This is a genomic window from Kamptonema formosum PCC 10802, assembly GCF_000332335.1.
In the GTDB taxonomy this organism is placed as follows: Bacteria; Cyanobacteriota; Cyanobacteriia; order Cyanobacteriales; family Oscillatoriaceae; genus Oscillatoria.
In genome coordinates this window covers 376,733-393,952 of sequence record NZ_KB235949.1, presented here as the reverse complement: position 1 = coordinate 393,952, position 17,220 = coordinate 376,733, and the positions used below count along the sequence as shown (strand labels likewise).

14 protein-coding genes and 1 pseudogene are annotated in these 17,220 nt (G+C 53.5%); 6 read left to right on the top strand and 9 right to left on the bottom strand.

Annotation, left to right across the window (positions count from 1 at the left end):
• Positions 1-65: 65 nt before the first annotated feature.
• Positions 66-2,075 (bottom strand): glycoside hydrolase family 10-like protein, encoded by a 2,010-nt coding sequence (locus tag OSC10802_RS0132215; RefSeq protein WP_017720891.1) that lies wholly within the window; start codon positions 2,073-2,075, stop codon positions 66-68.
• A gap of 508 nt (positions 2,076-2,583) precedes the next feature.
• Entirely contained in the window at positions 2,584-4,752 is a 2,169-nt protein-coding gene (locus OSC10802_RS0132205; RefSeq protein WP_017720889.1) for a glycoside hydrolase family 10-like protein, read from the bottom strand.
• 243 nt (positions 4,753-4,995) lie between these two features.
• Here OSC10802_RS0132205 and OSC10802_RS0132195 point away from each other — a divergent pair, with 243 nt between their 5' ends.
• The 3 genes from OSC10802_RS0132195 to OSC10802_RS0132185 all read left to right on the top strand — a co-directional run bounded on the left by OSC10802_RS0132195 (position 4,996) and on the right by OSC10802_RS0132185 (position 6,197).
• The gene (locus OSC10802_RS0132195; protein WP_017720887.1) at positions 4,996-5,370 is read left to right on the top strand and encodes a hypothetical protein; all 375 of its coding nucleotides are present in this window, start codon (positions 4,996-4,998) and stop codon (positions 5,368-5,370) included.
• A gap of 124 nt (positions 5,371-5,494) precedes the next feature.
• On the top strand, positions 5,495-5,746 hold the full coding sequence (locus OSC10802_RS0132190; protein ID WP_017720886.1) for a hypothetical protein: 252 nt from the start codon (positions 5,495-5,497) through the stop codon (positions 5,744-5,746).
• 10 nt (positions 5,747-5,756) lie between these two features.
• Complete coding sequence (locus OSC10802_RS0132185; protein ID WP_017720885.1) at positions 5,757-6,197, top strand: hypothetical protein; 441 nt, start codon at positions 5,757-5,759, stop codon at positions 6,195-6,197.
• Positions 6,198-6,283: 86 nt separating this feature from the next.
• Here OSC10802_RS0132185 and OSC10802_RS0132180 read toward each other — a convergent pair whose 3' ends face one another.
• The 4 genes from OSC10802_RS0132180 to OSC10802_RS51795 all read right to left on the bottom strand — a co-directional run bounded on the left by OSC10802_RS0132180 (position 6,284) and on the right by OSC10802_RS51795 (position 8,557).
• A complete protein-coding gene (locus tag OSC10802_RS0132180; protein WP_017720884.1) occupies positions 6,284-6,547 on the bottom strand; it encodes a hypothetical protein in 264 nt (87 codons plus the stop codon).
• Between the two features lie 114 nt (positions 6,548-6,661).
• A complete protein-coding gene (locus tag OSC10802_RS0132175) occupies positions 6,662-6,967 on the bottom strand; it encodes a Mo-dependent nitrogenase C-terminal domain-containing protein (protein WP_017720883.1) in 306 nt (101 codons plus the stop codon).
• Positions 6,968-7,534: 567 nt separating this feature from the next.
• On the bottom strand, positions 7,535-8,161 hold the full coding sequence (locus OSC10802_RS42840; RefSeq protein ID WP_017720882.1) for a helix-turn-helix domain-containing protein: 627 nt from the start codon (positions 8,159-8,161) through the stop codon (positions 7,535-7,537).
• Positions 8,162-8,416: 255 nt separating this feature from the next.
• Positions 8,417-8,557, bottom strand: coding sequence for a hypothetical protein (locus OSC10802_RS51795; RefSeq protein WP_155968989.1), 141 nt, complete (start codon positions 8,555-8,557; stop codon positions 8,417-8,419).
• A gap of 165 nt (positions 8,558-8,722) precedes the next feature.
• Here OSC10802_RS51795 and OSC10802_RS0132160 point away from each other — a divergent pair, with 165 nt between their 5' ends.
• Positions 8,723-9,649, top strand: coding sequence for a hypothetical protein (locus tag OSC10802_RS0132160; RefSeq protein WP_026099002.1), 927 nt, complete (start codon positions 8,723-8,725; stop codon positions 9,647-9,649).
• A 348-nt stretch (positions 9,650-9,997) separates the two neighbouring features.
• Here the strand turns inward: OSC10802_RS0132160 and OSC10802_RS51790 are convergent, their stop codons facing one another.
• Positions 9,998-10,150: a hypothetical protein gene (locus OSC10802_RS51790; RefSeq protein ID WP_155968987.1), complete on the bottom strand. Its 153-nt coding sequence runs from the start codon at positions 10,148-10,150 to the stop codon at positions 9,998-10,000.
• A 28-nt stretch (positions 10,151-10,178) separates the two neighbouring features.
• On the opposite strand from OSC10802_RS51790, the gene OSC10802_RS45065 reads away from it, so the two are divergent.
• Positions 10,179-12,626: a HEAT repeat domain-containing protein gene (locus tag OSC10802_RS45065; protein ID WP_155968985.1), complete on the top strand. Its 2,448-nt coding sequence runs from the start codon at positions 10,179-10,181 to the stop codon at positions 12,624-12,626.
• Positions 12,627-13,168: 542 nt separating this feature from the next.
• Here the strand turns inward: OSC10802_RS45065 and OSC10802_RS0132150 are convergent.
• Positions 13,169-13,441 (bottom strand): GlsB/YeaQ/YmgE family stress response membrane protein, encoded by a 273-nt coding sequence (locus OSC10802_RS0132150; RefSeq protein WP_017720878.1) that lies wholly within the window; start codon positions 13,439-13,441, stop codon positions 13,169-13,171.
• Between the two features lie 559 nt (positions 13,442-14,000).
• Between OSC10802_RS0132150 and OSC10802_RS45060 the strand changes: the two genes are divergently transcribed.
• Positions 14,001-16,667, top strand: a complete 2,667-nt coding sequence (locus OSC10802_RS45060) for a HEAT repeat domain-containing protein (RefSeq protein ID WP_017720877.1) — start codon at positions 14,001-14,003, stop codon at positions 16,665-16,667.
• A 415-nt stretch (positions 16,668-17,082) separates the two neighbouring features.
• Here OSC10802_RS45060 and OSC10802_RS51780 read toward each other — a convergent pair.
• A pseudogene (locus OSC10802_RS51780) lies at positions 17,083-17,220 on the bottom strand (pentapeptide repeat-containing protein); the annotation flags it as partial.

Below are 17,220 nucleotides of genomic sequence, written 5' to 3'. Positions count from 1 at the left end.
CGGTTTCTTTAAGAAACCGGGTTTCTCAGTACCTTACTCAGATGAAAACCGCTATAAATGTGTTTTTATTTCACTGCAACCACCACTCCCTCACTCTCATTCGCCATCCTGTCAGCGGCGCACAGGGCGTAAGTTCCCGGCTCAACACTGACAGAAGTTGTCGCCACCGGCAGCACGCGCAGCAGCTTCCAGCTATCACCATCCTGCTTGTAAAGCGTCCACGAACGAATATCCCCACCGGCAGCCGGTTTCCAACTTATCTGCCCATTTTTCCCCGCGACTCCTGTTGGGGGTGCGGGGGGTGCCGCATCCAGTTCCGGCATGGTTGGCACCAGTGCCGGTGTGGCGTAGGTCGAATCTTTGAAATTGTCATAAACCCCTTCACGGTTGTCCTTAAAAGCCTTTATACTGTAGAAAATATTCCCCAGAGAGAGCTGATTTTTGTAGCCGCGAGAAATGTCAACCTGCTTGGTAATTTCCTCAACTTTCCAGCTTTTGCCGTCCAGCAGACTTAAATTGTTCCCCACATAAATGTGCTTGCGCTTGGGGTTCTGCTCAAGCCACCACTTGAGCAGCACGGGATAGCTCTGCGCCGGCGGATCGATGCGCCAGTAGAGTTGCGGCGCGAAATAATCCACCCAACCCTCTACCAGCCATTTCTTGGAATCGGTATACAGTTCCTCGTAAGTGTCCAACCCCCGAATTCCAGCCGGCTCTCCGGGGCGGAAAATGCCAAACGGACTGATGCCAAATTTGACGTGCTGCTTTTCGGCGTGAATCCCTGCGGCGAGGCGCTGAATCATTTGATTGATATTGTCCCGCCGCCAGTCGCCCAGGCTCATTTTGCCGCCACCCGCCTGATAAGCTGCATAGGTTTTACTGTCATTAAAAGACTGGCCGGCTATGGGATAGGGATAGAAATAATCATCGATTTGAATGCCATCCACATCATAGCGGCGCACCACATCGAGAATCACGTCGTAAGTTCTTTGCTGAACGACAGCTGCTCCCGGGTCCATCCACATGGCATTGCCATATTGGTAAACGTATTCCGGATTGGTTACGGCCATGTGAGGGGAAACTGTTTGGGAGCCGGTTAAGGTTGTTTTGGCTCGGAAGGGGTTGAACCAAGCGTGCACCTCAATATTGCGCTTGTGGCTTTCTTCAATCGCAAAGGCTAGCGGGTCATAAAAGGGCCAAGGTGCCAGACCTTGGATGCCGGTGAGCCAGTGACTCCAAGGCTCCAATTGAGAGGGATAAATCGCATCCCCTTCTGGGCGGACTTGCAAGACAATGGCATTGAAATTCATGGCTTGCACGCCGTCAAGAATCTGGATGAATTCAGCTTTTTGCTGCTCCACCGGCAGTCCTGGCTTTGATGGCCAGTCCCGGTTCCAAGCTGTTGCCACCCACACTCCCCGAAACTCCCGCACATGCCCAACATTAACCCGCTGTGCCCCGTCGTCGGGGGGAACCACAATATAGCCGGATTGAATGCTGGGAAGCTTGCCGGCATACACTAATGCTTGATAGATAAAAGCGGCAACATCGGCGCGGGTTGCTATTTGATTCGGTTTGAGGGATTTCAAGAGCGGGTAGTTAACCACCATTTTTGCGCCGGTGGCTGCTGCTACCTTGTCTGTTGCGTAGCCAGGAATCTGACCGGCATCTTCATACAGCTTTGGCAGTTCTGCTTTGAGGTTAGATGTGCTATTATAAGCAATATCTAAGCCACTGACTAGGGAAACTAAGGCTTGCACCTTTGTGATTTTGTCGTCAGGGCGGAAGCGCTTGTCGGGATAGCCGGACAAAAACTCACTTTCGTAAGCTTTTTGAATCGCTGCAACTGCCCAGTGCTTGGAAGGAACATCGACAAAGCCGGCATACTTCCGCTTGGAAGCTTTCTGAAAGGCTTTCTGGAGCATGGCCGCAAACTGAGCCCGGGTCATGGCTTCGCTGGGCCGGAAAGTCCCATCGGGAAAGCCGCTGACAATGCCGCGCTGGGCTAAGCCTTCTATGAACGGGCGCGCCCAACTATTTTTTATATCAGAAAAGCGAGGAGAGGTGGCTACCATATTTTACTTGAACTATATAAAGGAGGGCGAAAGGAGATGAGTGGCTGGAAGAAAGTTGGGAGATTATCACTTTTGAAATAAGATTTACTCCCTGAAGCCGCAGCTATCCGGATGGTTTCCCCAAAGCCAGAAACAAAGCCAGAAACAAAGCCAGAAATCAAGCCAGAAACAAAGCCAGAAACCCGGTTTCTTGGAGAAACCGGGTTTCTAAACCAAAGCCAGAAACCCGGTTTCTTGGAGAAACCGGGTTTCTAAATCATCGCCAGAAGAAAGCCGCAAGGGGGCGGGCACGGGGGCACTGGACTCAACTTAAGCTCCCGGCGATTGGAAATCGCGGCTACACAAACGAAGTCCGCCTTCGCGGACTAAGAGAAGAGCAAGAATCTTAAAACCCGCGCAGGCGGGTTTTGTTTGTATAGCTGCGGTTTCAACCGCCCAGAACTGGGAACAGCTTAAGTTGACACCAATGGGGACGGGACGCGCCCCTACGCTCATCGGGTTTCTAAACCTATTTGACGGTGACGGTTACGGCAGGACTTTCGTTCGCCATCCTGTCAGCAGCGCAGAGGGCGTAGGTTCCCGGATCGACGGTGACAGAAGTGGTCGCCACCGGCAGCACTCGCAACAGCGTCCAGCTATCGCCAGTCTGCTTGTAAAGTGTCCAGGAACGAACATCGCCACCGGCAGCCGCATTCCAGGTTATCTGCCCACTGTTTGCGCTGACTCCTGTTGGGGAAGCCGGCGGAACAGCATCGAGTGCCGGCATGGTGGGAACGAGTGCCGGTGTGGGATAAATCGAGGCTTTTACAGTGTCAGAAATGCCCTGACGGTTTTCACTCAAAGCCTTCATGCTGTAGAAGATATTCCCGACAGCGAGCTTGTCCGAGAGGCTGCGAGTAATCTCAACCTGTTTGGAAATTTCCTCAACCTTCCAGGCTACCCCATCCAGCAGGTTTACATTATTACCGGCATAAATCTGCCGGCCTTTGAGGTTATTGTTCGCCCACCATTGCAGGAGCACGGGATAGCTTTGGGCGGCTTGGTCTGTGCGCCAGTAGAGTTGCGGGGCTAAATAGTCAACCCAACCTTCTTGCAGCCATTTTTTGGAGTCGGCATAGAGTTGGCTGTAGGCATCTAGCCCTTGAATTCCTGCCGGTTCTCCGGGGCGGTAAGTGCCAAAAGGACTGACGCCAAATTTGACGTTTTGCTTGGCAGCGCGAATGCCGGTGGCTAGGCGCTGAATGATTTGATTAATATTGTCCCGCCGCCAATCTTCCAGGCTCAGTTTGCCGCCACCGGCTTGATACGCCTGGTAGGTTTGGCTGTCGGGGAAAGGCACATCCTTGATAGGATAGGGATAGAACGAGTCGTAGATGTGAATGCCATCTACGTCATAGCGGCGCACGACATCAAGAATCACGTCGTAAGCCCGATCTTGAACAACTTTCGCTCCGGGGTCCATCCACATCTGGCTGCCGTAGGGATAGACATATTCCGGATTGGTGACTGCGATGTGCGGGCTGACAGGAACCGTCTTCGCCGAAACTTTGGCGCGGTAAAGATTGAACCAAGCGTGCAGTTCAATATTGCGCTTGTGGCTTTCTGCGATGGCAAACTCCAGCGGGTCGTAAATGAGGGAAGGTGCCAGACCTTGTGTGCCGGTGAGAAATGCGCTCCAAGGCTCCAGTTGAGAGAGGTACAGGGTGTCTCCTTCGATGCGGACTTGCAAGACAATGGCATTGAAATTCATTGCTTGCAGCCGGTCGAGTATCTGGATGAGTTCAGCTTTCTGTTTGTCAGCTGAAAGTCCAGATTTGGATGGCCAATCACCGATGACTGGTGTCACCCATACGCCCCGGAACTCCCGCTTGTGACTAATATTAGCCAGCGTTGGAGTGGGAGTGGGTGTGGGAGTTGGAGTTGGAGTTGGTGCCGGTTTTGGTATGGGAGCCGGTGCCGGTGCCGGTGTGGGAATCGGTGCCGGTGCCGGTGCCGGTGCCGGTGTGGGAATTGGTGTGGGAGTGGGAATCGGTGTGGGAGTTGGTGTGGGAGTGGGAGTGGGAGTGGGTGTGGGAGTCGCACCAACGATGTAGTCAGATTTAATAGCAGGAACTTGTTTGAGATAGGCTAGGGCTTGATAGATAAAAGCCGCTACCTCTCCACGGGTTGCCCCATTCAGGGGTTTGAGCGACTTTATATTGGGGTAGTTAACCACCATCCCAGCGCCGGTGGCAATTTTGATTTTATCCGTTGCGTAGCTGGGAATTTCACCGGCATCTTGATAGAGCTCTGGCAGGGTTTTGAGCGTAGCTGCGCTGCTGGGAATCCCAAGACCGCTGACGAGGGAAACGAGGGCTTGCACCCTTGTGATACTGTCGTCAGGGCGGAAGCGCTTATCGGGATAGCCCGACAAAAACTCAGTTTCGTAAGCCTTTTTTATCGCAGCTGCTGCCCAGTGCTTAGCAGGAATATCTGCAAAGGAGGTGTACGGGCGTTTTGAAGGGTTTTGAAACGCTTTCATTAGGATGGCCGCAAACTGAGCCCGGGTCATGGCTTGGCTGGGCCGAAATGTCCCATCCGGAAACCCGCTGACAATGCCCCGCGCTGCTAAGCCTTCTATGAATGGTCGCGCCCAGTGTTCTTGAATATCAGACAGTTGAGTTGAACTCGCTACCATATTTTAATCGCGCTATACAAATAGGGTTATCTGGAAAGCAAAGTGACCGCTCTAATCCATTAGGTGCAGCGGTTGTTGGAATCCTACCGGAATGAAGGGGAGCGATCCGGATTTTTTTCAATTCAAAAATTGCTTCAAAGAGTTGTATAAATTCTACCGGCATTCGGGAAAGCTATCCGGAGTTTTTGCCAGGAAATATTTGCCGGCACTGAGGGATTGGCCCCTGCAATTTTAACGAGTCAGATGCAACCGGAAGTGATATCGCGAGTTGCCGGGTGGCGCACGCCGCACCTTCTCCCTCCGTCCCCGCTCTGGGCTGTGGCTGACTCGACGCTCGCCATGTCCTCCGGCGTCCGCGAGCCGGCACACCAGCTGGCCAATCTGGCGCGCGCTCGCGGAAAGGCATTGCTGCCGGCAAACCGAACTGTACCATTGAGGCGGGGCGAGGTCGCACAGGTGAGAGGTCGATTTCTCGCGCCAGTCTTTGCGGCTGCGCAGCCGGGGATTTCCCACCCGATGGAAGTCTGTCAGGTAGAGAGAGTGCCCAAAGAAAAAAATGTTGATGAAAAACTTGCTATCCCGGGCCTAACACAAACCAAAATGGCGCGACAAAATTGAGTTAATTATGGCTAAATAAACCTTTTGATAGAGGTTCAATTTTAATTTTATTAGTTACTGTATAGGTAGGGTATGGCCCGGAGCTTACCCCCACTCCCACTTACAAGAAAATAGGAAATTGAAAATGTTCGAAAAATCAAGAAAATCTCGCAATTCCCTTGAAATTGCCAACCTGATTGACAGCGCCGTTTCTAATGCTGCGGCGCGGCGAGCCAAAGTTGTAGATTCAGGAGATCCCTTGACAGCGCTGTCTGATGAGGAGGCAAACGCTATCAGTGGGGGTGCAACTTCTATCTCGCCTATTGTACAACCTCCCATCATTATGGGGATTATCGCCGTGGACAAGGAAGTATCTAATCTATCTTCCATAAGTTGAGGATAGTTTAATGGAAGACGTCACTGCCAACAAGACTGGGCCACTTTGCCCCAGTGCCCGACCAGAATTGGCGGACAGTGCTGTATTCGGGGTGGTGACTGGGACGGTGGAAGAACCCCGCGTAACTTATCTGCACCAGCCCTTGCCTGTCACTGATGAACTGATAGCCCTGTCCGGCCCAGTTACGCCAACCGAAGTTTTTCGGATTACGGCACCGTGCGCCGGCAAAGGTTGCCAGCATTTTGATGGCCAAGATTGCCGTCTCGCAAAGCGAATTGTAGAGCAGATGCTTGCGGTCACAGAGCAACTGCCGCCCTGTCCCATTCGCTCACACTGCCGGTGGTGGCAGCAAGAAGGCAAGGCGGCTTGCATGCGCTGCCCGCAAGTTGTTACGGATATCTACAATCCCTCTGAAAAAATGCGTCAGGTGGCGGCACCCACTGCCGGTTAAATCGACCGGCCCCACTCCGGACAGGTAATTTAACTTAAGCCTTGACTGATTCTGTTTCAGCCCGAGCTCCATCTCGGGTTGATTTTTTATGGCTGGGGAAGGCGGTCGAGAGAGGAAAAAAGACAAAATTTAGGGAATTTTGGCTGCCAAATAGTCCTCAGTTGGCTCATTAACCGGAGCTTGTCCGCTGCCTGTTGCAATTCTGCCGGCTCCACTTGAATGCCGGCTCCTGCAGCTGCATCAGCGATAATCTTGCGAGTCACGATCCCTTCCACGACAGAAGGAATTTGGCAGGATATCTGGAGCTGATGAAAAATATCCTCTCGCGAAATAGTTAGAGCTAGCAACATTTTTAAACCTGCACTTAAGGAGTTTCAATGGTCACTCATCAGATGAGTGACCTCTTTTTTCTCACGCCAGCACCTCCCCTGAAGCAGCCTGCCGGCGCTCCCAGCGGGTGCCGGTCACGCTCCAACCATACATTCCTCGCCTTTCTCCGCCAGAAAAGTCAAAGCCTGAAAACGCAATTCCATCAACTGATCGTAGAGCGGATTCAATTTACACAGTGGCGGGATGTGCAGGGTGCGCCCGAAGAACCGAATATCTCGCGCAAAGGGGCAAGAAGCAGGGATTAGCTCGCACACTCGTTGCGCCACCTTGGCGTCACGAATCTCAATCCCTTCAATCCACCGGCGCACCAGACCCAATAGTCCTCCCCTCTTGCTTTCAATTTTCCGGTAATCTTGCGGAGTCCTGTTGATGAATTGCATAACTCACCTCGTTTCTTTCCACCTGTAGTAATTAGGTCAGTTAAGGACAAACTTCTCGCTTCAATAAAATTTCCCCTGACCCATTCAAGACTTCTGTAAACTTCACTTTAGCCTTAATTAACCTTGCAAACCTCTACTCACTTGTCAGTCCCAAACCCAGGGATTACGCTAATATTTACATAACTTTACAGAGGGTCGGGGGAGAGGGTGAGGATTTCTCCCGCGTATTAGAGCGCCCGCGATCGGAGTCCCCAACGTCCGCCAGCAGCGGTCTGCCGGCGTCACTTCCCTCATCTGCGCGCGCCGGAAGCGGTTTGTGTGAGTTCAATGTATGAGGCCCAGTGGCATCTTAGATGTTCTATTTGGGCTCATGGCACATCGTTTCTAGTAACTTGAGATAGAGAGGATTTTACCTCTGGCTGAAAAGGCTAAAATTAGCGGCTAAAAAAGAGGCGTAACCCGCCCAAAAATCTGGATGAAGATTGAAGCGATCGAGACTTCCAGCAGCCGACTGTGATGCCAGCAGTTCTCCCAAAGGGTGCAGATATTTCAGCCATAAATCCAACCTCAGCGGATAGAATTGAACGGCCACAGCCCTGCCAGTTCTGGCGCATCAGCGGCGGTCAAGTCGCCAATCACCAGGCGGGTGCCGGTCTGCGGCGCAGTCCCGTCCGCTGGGGCGGGTTGCGATCGGGTAGACAGCCCTGAGTTTTTCAGCAGCCGGCTGATGTGGCGATCGCTCAGTTCAATGCCAAACTCTTTCGCCAAATGCTTGCCCAGCCATTGCGCCGTCCACCGGCGAAATGCGTAGCCAAACTCCCTCGGACTCTGGCAAACCAGCTGTTTCAGCCGCTGCAGGTATTCTTCACTCACCGTTTTGGGCCGGCCAATCGGGGTGTCATTCCAGCAGTGAGCCATGCCGGCTCCCGCCATGAAAATCCAGTGCCGCGCTGTCCCCTGAGAGCACCCCAGCGCTTTGCAGATTTGGGTTTGCGATTTACCCTCATCTGCCATCAGCATAATTTCGATGCGCTGCCGGTATTTCTCTGGCAAATCGTCTTGCAGGCTTTTTTGCAGCTGTTTGCGCTGAAATGGGGTCAGCAACTGGCGCTGACTGCGAGATGAAGCGACGAGAGCGCCGCTGGCGGGCGAATTGCTCCTGCCGGTGTCGGATTCAGAACGATGGCGTGACATAAGCAAGCACAAGGATTTGCGCCAGGAATTGAGCTAAATAGATGAGTGGAGATCCCTAACTTGCCCGGGTTAAAATCTGAGACTCCGCTTTCAACGGGTTGCGTTTCTGTTTACCTGTCAGACGCAATTGCACGATTTATGCAAATTTTTACAAAACTTAATATTATGCAGGCATTGTTTTCCGGACTGTTCCGTTTCCGCGCCACTGGCTGGCATCTCCCGCACATGTTTGTTCTGCTGTCAGTGAGTAATTTTTCACAGCAACCGGCGCAGCTCCCCTTTTGTCGTTTCCAGCTGTCTGCCGGCACCCCGTACCGGACTGCGCCAGCAACTCTGCCAGAGGCTCTCAGTGGGAACCATTGAGCCGGCACGCTCGAAGGCACCGGCCTCACCCAAAAGCGATTCTAGTTCTTTTAATTGTAGATTTACGCTGTGTATTTTACATTAAAAACGATTGTTTGGACAGCTCCGATGTAGCCTTCAAGATTTGGTTCAGCAACTTCACAAGACGCTCAGTCATGTATAATTAATATACCAGCCAAAAGTTACATCCCAACTTGAATGACAAGATTCGTCCATGACCAATTCGCAAAGCAATATCTCAAAGAGCTATTAAGCCCTATGGGACAAGTAGAAACCAGCCGGGATATGGCGGGAGAAGTCCGGCAAATCGATGTTTGGTTTGCCCCCTCATCCCAACAGCCGGCAGCCGTGGCGGAAACCCTGGGCTTGCTGGGAAAATTTGCGGCAACACCGGCAGTCTTTGAGCCTTTTCGCAATGCAGTTACGCCGGCGCACGTTCGCAGCTGCATGAGCAAACTTTTCCAGTTTTATGCCGAATTAGAGCGCAACCGGGAGAGTGGCCGAATTGCCGAGGCAGACTTGCCGCAGCTCTGGATACTCTCTCCTACCGTTTCCGCCTCCATCTTAGAAAGCTTTGGCGCTATACCAGCCCCAGATAACTGGATGAGCGGGGTTTATTTTCTCGCCTCCTCCCTCAAAACAGCAATTGTCGCCATTCACCAACTGCCGCGCACCCCAGAAACCCTGTGGGTGAGGGTTTTAGGTAAGGGAAACGTTCAAAAACAGGCCATTGCCGAGCTGAAAGCCCTTCCAAAAGATAACCCGTTTCGGGGAAATGCGCTAGAATTGCTGTATAACCTGCGAACGATTTTAGAAGTCCGTCAAGACTTAGAGCAAGAAGACCGGGAGTTAATTATGGAACTGTCACCTCTTTATTTGCAAAGGCTGGAAGATGCCACGCGAGCCGGTGTCCAGGAAGGAATCCAGCAGGGCCTACAGCAGGGCGTCCAGCAAGGTCAGCGCCTGATGGTTGAGAGCATGCTTCAGGTCAAATTTGGGGCTCTCGATGAGGAATTGTCTCAAATTATTGAGCCTTTGATACAGCTCGAACCTCTGGAACGCACCCAACTCATCATGCTGCTCAACCGCCAAGAACTCTTAGCTCGGTTCAGCCGGCAACAATAACCGGCTGTGCGATAAACTGTAGGGGCGGGTCAAACGCGCCCCACGGGTGTCAACTGTGAGCTACCCTGCGAATGGAATTCGCGGCTATACAAACGAAGTCCGCATGACAAGGACTAAGAGAAGAGCGGGACTTCAAAAACCCTTGCCTTGCGGACTTCGCCAAAGCCTCTACCTGTAGGGTGGTTTAGCAATAGCGTAACCCACCCCTTTTTTTATAAACTGCGGCGGTTAAAAAAATTCACAAATCAATTATAAACGCTCCAGCCCGCATTCGGAGAAAATCCGCGACCCCACAGCGTTCCCTCTTGCAAAGCTCAATCCTGCGATCTACGAGATTCGGAATTCCCGCTAGGCAAAGGCGTGCACCTTACAAATACCGGCATTTCTGGGGACAGCTGAAGCGCCGGTGCGCGGCTCGCCGGTGTCCATCCCTTCTGCCACCGGCACCCCTGTCAATCGCCCCCGCCCGACTTTCCCACAAAACCGATTGACAAAACACAAATTCTATGCTAAAAAGTATAATAAAAAAATGCCGCCCTGGGGCGGTCGCGATTCCCTCTCACCTGAGTCTCACATTATGGCCAAGCCGTTTAAACAGACTTTCTTAACATTGCTTAAACTTGCTCTCTTGGGGGTTTCTCTTCCCCTGGCGGTGTCAAGTCAGAGCTGGGTGCGGGCTGCCACTGTGCGGCATAACAGTCCCGAATACGCTCAAGTGCAGGCGTTGCCAACACCGCAACCGGCTCAACCCCCCGCTGCGAAAAGCCCACCGGCAAAACCCCCAACCTCCAAACCGAGTCCCTCCGCTGCAACCCAACCGGCATTACCCCCCAAACCGCAACCGACTCCCTCTCCTGTTGCGCAACCGAGTCTGCCGGTGACACCGCCACCGGCTCAACCCCCCGATGCCAAAAAGACAGATAAACAGAAACAGCCGAATTGGCTGTTAATCGCAACAGTCGCTGTAGGTGCGGTTGTCTACTTGGGAGTTCTCCGGTTTCGTCCCCTCTGGCTGCTGCGGCTACCTTCAGAATTGAAAATCCCTAGAATCCCCCCAATGATTCTAGCAGAAATCCCTATCCCAATTTCTGTTTTGCTTTTTCTCAAGTACCGCCCCCGCGTGCTGGAGGCTTGGGTGGCTGAGCGCATTGACAGCGCCCGGAAGGAATTTCAGATAAAGAAGACGGTAGAGGAGCGCAAGATTCATATTCCCATGCCGGTTGAGCTGAATGGGAAGGTGCTTAAAGAGCTGACAGTAAACGACTTGCAAAAGACTTTTGCCGGAGAAGAGATTCGCTTGCTGATTTGCGGGGAAGGGGGAGCGGGGAAGACGAGTCTTGCCTGTCAGATCGCTCAATGGGCAATGGCAGAGAAAGAAGAAGACCGGCTGCGGGCGCACCTGATGATACCCGTTTTGATTGAGGAAGAACTGTCGGAGCCGGCGGAGGGCAAATCGCCGTTTTTGGAGGCGATAGCCGTGCAATTGAAAAATCTCAGGGATGAGGAGGAGGCTGTTTCTGAGGAACTGGTCAAGCAGCTTTTGAAACAGCGGCGGGTTCTGGTGATTGCAGACCACCTCTCAGAGATGAGCGAGACGACTCGCGCCGCGATTGCGCTCAAAGACCCAAAGTTGCCGGTGAATGCTCTGGCGGTCACCTCCCGCGTTGAAGACATCCTGGGGAAAGACGTGAATCAAACAACCCTCAAGCCCCAGCGGGTTTCTAGCGGCTCGCTCTTACAGTTTATGGACGATTACCTCAAACAGCGAGGGAAACGCAGCCTCTTTCCGGATGATTTCCAGTATATCGAGGATTTCAAGCGACTGTCGCAAATCGTCACGGATCGGCGAGATGTCACCCTTTTGTTTGCCAAGCTCTATCTGGAACTAATGATTGCGGCGGCGGAGGGGCGGCGGACAGACGACTTGCCGGCGAATGTGCCGGATTTGATGCTAAGCTATATAAACGAACTCAATCAGAATCTCCGAGATAAGGCTTACGACGACGCAACCGTACAGCAGGCTTTAAAAGTCGTTGCCTGGAAATGCCTCCAGCAGACCTTTAAGCCAGAAACCGCTGACCGCCAGGAGGCAATCGCTGCTCTAGCTGCCTTGCGGGGAGGAGAGGAGGAAGCTAAACAGCTCCTGAAGTACCTGGAAAAAAATCTTGCCTTACTCCGCACCCAAATTGACGCCCGGTATATTCGTTTTACCCTTGACCCGCTGGCAGAGTATCTGGCTGGGCTGTGTCTGGTAGAGGACTGCAAAGATGACGCGCAAAAGTGGCGCAATTTTCTGGCAGAAGCTGAGAGCAAACCAAACTGTCCGGACGACATTAAAGGGTTCTTGCTGGCGGTGAGAGACTGCTGTCTCACCAAAGGCTCCAAAAAAGTGCCCGATTTCGTGGCTGAGGAACTGGGAAAATTAGCTGGGCTAGATTTGGAAGCCCTAAAACAAGCACAGCTCAAACGCCGCATTCAGCGCCTGATCTCCGAGCTCTCTGTTCCAGAGGCAGAAGACCGGCAGCGGGCTGCTCAAGAAATAGGCTGGATGGGTTCAGAAGCCTTCTTTGCGGCGAGCGATCTTGTCAAAGCCCTCACGGATGAGGATTCTGGGGTGCGTTCGAGCGCCGCAGAAGCCTTGGGCAAGTTAGGCAAGGCCACAGAGCCGGTGCTGCAAGGGCTGCTGGGGCTGCTAGCAGATAGCGATTTTGTGGTGCGTTGGAACGCCGCAGAAGCGTTGGGCAAGTTAGGCAACGCCACAGAGCCGGTGCTGCAAGCACTGCTGGGGCTGCTGGCACATAGCGATTCTGTGCTGCGTTTTAGCGCCGCACGAGCGTTGGGCAAGTTAGGCAACGCCACAGAGCCGGTGCTGCTTGGGCTGCAGAAGCTGCTCACAGATGATCAGGATTCTTCTGTGCGCCGCACCGCCGCAGAAGCGCTGGCAAAATTGGGCCATCCTCCTTCTGAGCCGGTTTAGCTATCCGCTTTACAATCGGGTTCACCGGCACCACTTCCCTCCCTTCCCCGATCCTTTCAGCCGGCACTTCCCCCCAATAAGAAAGGTATAGCAGCAGCCACTTAGATTAGGACACAAAGGACAGGCGAGACGCCTGTCCTACGCCTTATATCCGTAGGGCACGTGGCAATGCAGCCGCTCAACATGCTCATGCAGCCGATAGGATTAGGTTTTTCTGCAGATATAGCAGTAGCCAGTTAGATTAGGACACTGGGATATGACGTATAGACGTAGGGCAGGCGTCTCGCCTGCCCTCAAGGTCTCTGGGACAGGCGTCTCGCCTGTCCTACGTCCTAACCAATATGACTGCTGCTATATTATCAGACGGTTCCGTGCGCGGGAAGGCTTCTCCCAAACTGGGAGACGGGTTATACAGCAATGGACACCTCAGGAATGGACACGCCACCGGCACCCATTGCTCATGTCGTAAACTCCATTCCCCTACCATTAGGAAATCTTGCGGTGACAGGCTCGAAGCCTGTCCCACAAGTCACAGCCTCAGTTTAGTGATAGGCTCGGCGGTTGTACATGTGCCACAGCCAGATGGCAATCAGTGAGCCGATGACAGCGACAAAAAGACCGGGAAGGCTAAACGCAGTCGCCGTCAGCTGCAGACTTCCTGTTTGCAGCAAAGTCATCAGGGTTCCGCCCAAGAACGCCCCGATAATGCCCAGCACCATTGTGGAAAGAATGCCGCCCCCTTGATAGCCCGGATAGATGGCTTTAGCAATGGCACCGGCCAGCAACCCTAAAATAATCCAAGCCAGAATATTCATGGTTTAGAGTCCTTGACTGTCTGTCGCTAATGTTTCTCACGTCTCAACCCTAGCACTGCAAGCTCTAGCGTGCCTTCTGCCTAAAGATATAAGCGCCGGGATAGAGTGCCGGTGGGCTCTAGGTGGCCATTCTTGAGTTGGGAAATTTTTTTTGTTTTCAAATAAATCACAAATCAAGAACCAACCTCTATCCCCGGCATTCCTAGTAATCTGTAGGGTGGGGAACGCGATAGCGTAACCCACCTCACACCACATTAAGTGGCGTAAGTCCCGATCATAAATCAAGAACGACCCGCTATCCCCGGCATTCCTAGAAAATCAGAAGCTGCCCATTAAGCAATTCGGACGCACAGACTATTGCAAAGAGCAATGCCCCGAGCTACCATATTCGCAATTCCCGCTTGGCAAGTGGGTGCACCTTACAAATACCGGCATTTGTCGGGACAGCTGAAGCGCAGGTCCGCCAGCGCCGGCGTCCATCCCTTCTGCCACCGGCACCCCTGTCAATACCCCGTCCGCCCAGATTTCCCACAAAACCGATTGACAAAATACAAATTGTATGCTAAAAAACATCCTGCTGTGGGGCAGTCGAGATTCCCTCTCCCCTCACTCTCAGATGATGGCCAAGCCCTCTAAACGGCGTTTCTTAACATTGCTCAAACTTGCCCTTTTGGGGGTTTCTCTTCCCCTGGCGGTGTCAAGTCAGAGCTGGGTGCGGGCTGCCACAGTGCGGCACAGCAGTCCCGAATACGCTCAAGCGGCGGAATCTCCGACGGCGCAACCGACTCAACCCCCCGCTGCGAAAAGCCCACCGGCTAAACCCCACACCCCCAAACCGCAACCGAGTCCCACCGCTACAGCCAAACCGGCTCACCCCCCCAAACCGCAACCGACTCCCACCGCTAAAGCCAAACCGGCATTACCCCCCAAAGCGCAACCGACTCAACCCGCCGCTGCGAAAAAGACATCTCACAAACAGAATAAACAGCCGGATTGGCGGTTAATCGCAACACTCGCTGTAGCGATGGGTGCGGCTTCCTACCAGGGCTCTCTGCGGTTCCGTCCCCTCTGGCTGCTGGAGCTACCTTCCGGATTGAAAATACCTAAAATACCCGGACTGATTCCAACAGAGATTACCCTACCCATTCCTGCTTTGCTTTTCCTCAAGTACCGCCCCCGCGTGCTGGATGCTTGGGTGGCTGAGCGGATTGACAGCGCCCGGAAGCAATTTGAGATAAAGCAGACGGTAAAGGAGCGCCAGATTCATATTGCCATGCCGGTTTATATGGATGGCAAAGAGCTTCAAAGCCTCACCGCAAAAGACTTGCAAGAGGCTTTTACCGCACAAGAAATTCGCTTGCTGATTTGCGGGGAAGGGGGAGCCGGCAAGACGAGCCTTGCCTGTCAAATCGCTCAGTGGGCAATGGCAGAGAATAAAGCCGACCGGCTCGGCGCGCACCTGATGATACCGGTTTTAATTGAGGAAGAACTGGAGAAGCCGGCGCAGGGCAAATCGCCGTTATTGGAGGCGATAGCCAGGGAATTGAAACATCTCAGGGATGAGGAGAAGCCGGTTTCTGAGGAACTGGTGAAGCAGCTTTTGAAGCACCGGCGGATTCTGGTGATTGCAGACCGGCTCTCAGAGATGAGCGAGACGACTCGCCAAGCGATAGCGCTGAAAGACCGAAACTTGCCGGTGAGTGCTCTGGCGGTGACTTCCCGCGTTGAGGGCATCCTGGGGAAAGACGTGAGTCCAACAACCCTCAAGCCCCAGCCGGTTTCTAGCGGCTCGCTCTTAGTGTTTATGGACGCTTACCTCACACGGCGAGGGAAACGCAGCCTGTTTCGGGACGATATTCAGTATATCGAAGATTTTAAGCGACTGTCGCAAATCGTTCCGGACGATCGAGATGTCACCCTTTTGTTTGCCAAGCTCTATCTGGAACTCATGATTGCGGCGGCGGGGCGGCGGACAGACAACTTGCCGGCGAATGTGCCGGATTTGGTGATCAGCTATACAAACAAGCTGAATCAGAATGCCCGATATGGCGCTCCCGACACTGCAAGCGCAGAGCAGGGTTTAAAAGTCGTTGCTTGGAAATGCCTCCAGCAGAACTTTCAGCCAGAAACCGCTGACCGGCAGGAGGCAATCGCTGCTCTAGCTGCGTTGCGGGGAGGAGAGGGGGAAGCTGAGAAGTTCCTGACATACCTGGAAAAAGACCTTGGCTTGATCCGCACCCAATTTGACAGCGGTTCTATTCGTTTTACCACCGATACGCTGGCTGAGTATCTGGCGGGGCTATATCTGGTAGAGGACTGCAAAGACAGCAGGCAAAAGTGGCGCAATTTTCTGGCAGAAGCTGAGAGCAAATCGGGCTTTCTGGAGGAAATTAAAGGGTTCTTGCTGGCGGTGAGAGACTGCTGCCTCACCCACGGCTCAAAAAAAGTGCCCGATTTCGTGGCTGAGGAACTGGGAAACCTGGCTGGGCTAGATTTGGACGCCCTAAAACCAGCACCGGAGAAACGCCACATTCAGCGTTTGATTTCGGAGCTGTCTGTTCCAGAGGTAGAAGACCGGCGGCGCGCTGCTGAAGAAATCGCTAAGATGGGGTCACACGCCCAATTGGCGGCGAGCGCTCTGGTCAGTGCCCTCACGGATGAGGATTCTCAGGTGCGCTGGAGCGCCGCGCAAGCGTTGCTCAAGCTGGGCAGCGCCACTGAGCCGGTGCTGGGAGCGCTGCAGGGGCTGCTGGCGGACAGCAATTCTTGGGTGCGCTTGAATGCTGCAGAGGCGCTGGTTAAGTTGGGTCAGGCTACAGAGCCGGTGCTGGGAGCGCTGCAGGGGCTGCTGGCGGACAGCAATTCTTGGGTGCGTTTGAATGCTGCCCAGGCGCTGGTTAAGTTGAGTCAGGCTACAGAGCCGGTGCGGCAAGGGCTGTTGGGGCTGCTGGCAGACAGCAATGCTCGGGTGCGTTCGAGCGCCGCACAGCTGTTGGGCGAGTTGGGCAGCGCCACTGAGCCGGTGGTGCTTGGGCTGCAGAAGCTGCTGGCGGATAGCAATTCAGGAGTGCGTTTGAATGCTGCCGAGGCGCTAGTCAAGTTGGGTCAGGCTACAGAGCCGGTGCGGCAAGGGCTGCAGAAGCTGCTGGCGGATGAGGATTTTTCTGTGCGCCGCCGCGCCGAAGAAGCGCTCGCAAAATTGAGTCATTCTCGTGAGCCGGTTTAGCTATCGGCTCTAGAATCGGGTGAGCCGGCGGCACTTCGCTCCCTTTATCCCTCGTTCCCAGGCGGAGCCGGGGACCGCGCCTCAGGAGGCTCTGACTTGAAAATGTTTGTAGGGGCGGGTTCACCCACATCTGAACTTCGTAGAGACATTTTGGGTAAACCCGCCCCTACAGCCAAGGGAGGCGGGAATGTAGGTTTCCTAAATGCTTACTGCTATATAGACGTAGGGCAGGCGGGACGCCCCCCCTGAAGGTCTAATGTTATAAACTAAGTGCATACTGCTATACCAGATGTTAGTAAACCCGCCCCTACCAGGAATGCCCAATGCCCAATGCGATGATGCCCATGTACTAACCTAAGTGCATACTGCTATAATTTGTGCCTTTTAAATTCTATCTACACGACTGGGCAGATATTCACCGGCACCCCAGACTCTCTCGCGTTGAAACTCCCGTGACTGGATTCACCCCATCAGCACGTTTGCACAGCTGGGCGATTTCGTACCGGTCGAGAATTGCATCCGTAAAGTCAGCTCCCGTAATATCTACCCCTTG

Excerpts from the sequence above, each read along its gene's own strand:
- OSC10802_RS0132195 (WP_017720887.1), top strand. The coding sequence starts at position 4,996 with ATGCAACCGGAAGTGATATCGCGAGTTGCCGGGTGGCGCACGCCGCAC.
- OSC10802_RS42840 (WP_017720882.1), bottom strand. The coding sequence starts at position 8,161 with ATGTCACGCCATCGTTCTGAATCCGACACCGGCAGGAGCAATTCGCCC.
- OSC10802_RS0132215 (WP_017720891.1), bottom strand. The coding sequence starts at position 2,075 with ATGGTAGCCACCTCTCCTCGCTTTTCTGATATAAAAAATAGTTGGGCG.
- OSC10802_RS0132185 (WP_017720885.1), top strand. The coding sequence starts at position 5,757 with ATGGAAGACGTCACTGCCAACAAGACTGGGCCACTTTGCCCCAGTGCC.
- OSC10802_RS0132205 (WP_017720889.1), bottom strand. The coding sequence starts at position 4,752 with ATGGTAGCGAGTTCAACTCAACTGTCTGATATTCAAGAACACTGGGCG.
- OSC10802_RS45060 (WP_017720877.1), top strand. The coding sequence starts at position 14,001 with ATGCTAAAAAACATCCTGCTGTGGGGCAGTCGAGATTCCCTCTCCCCT.
- OSC10802_RS0132175 (WP_017720883.1), bottom strand. The coding sequence starts at position 6,967 with ATGCAATTCATCAACAGGACTCCGCAAGATTACCGGAAAATTGAAAGC.
- OSC10802_RS0132150 (WP_017720878.1), bottom strand. The coding sequence starts at position 13,441 with ATGAATATTCTGGCTTGGATTATTTTAGGGTTGCTGGCCGGTGCCATT.
- OSC10802_RS45065 (WP_155968985.1), top strand. The coding sequence starts at position 10,179 with ATGCCGCCCTGGGGCGGTCGCGATTCCCTCTCACCTGAGTCTCACATT.
- OSC10802_RS0132190 (WP_017720886.1), top strand. The coding sequence starts at position 5,495 with ATGTTCGAAAAATCAAGAAAATCTCGCAATTCCCTTGAAATTGCCAAC.
- OSC10802_RS0132180 (WP_017720884.1), bottom strand. The coding sequence starts at position 6,547 with ATGTTGCTAGCTCTAACTATTTCGCGAGAGGATATTTTTCATCAGCTC.
- OSC10802_RS0132160 (WP_026099002.1), top strand. The coding sequence starts at position 8,723 with ATGACAAGATTCGTCCATGACCAATTCGCAAAGCAATATCTCAAAGAG.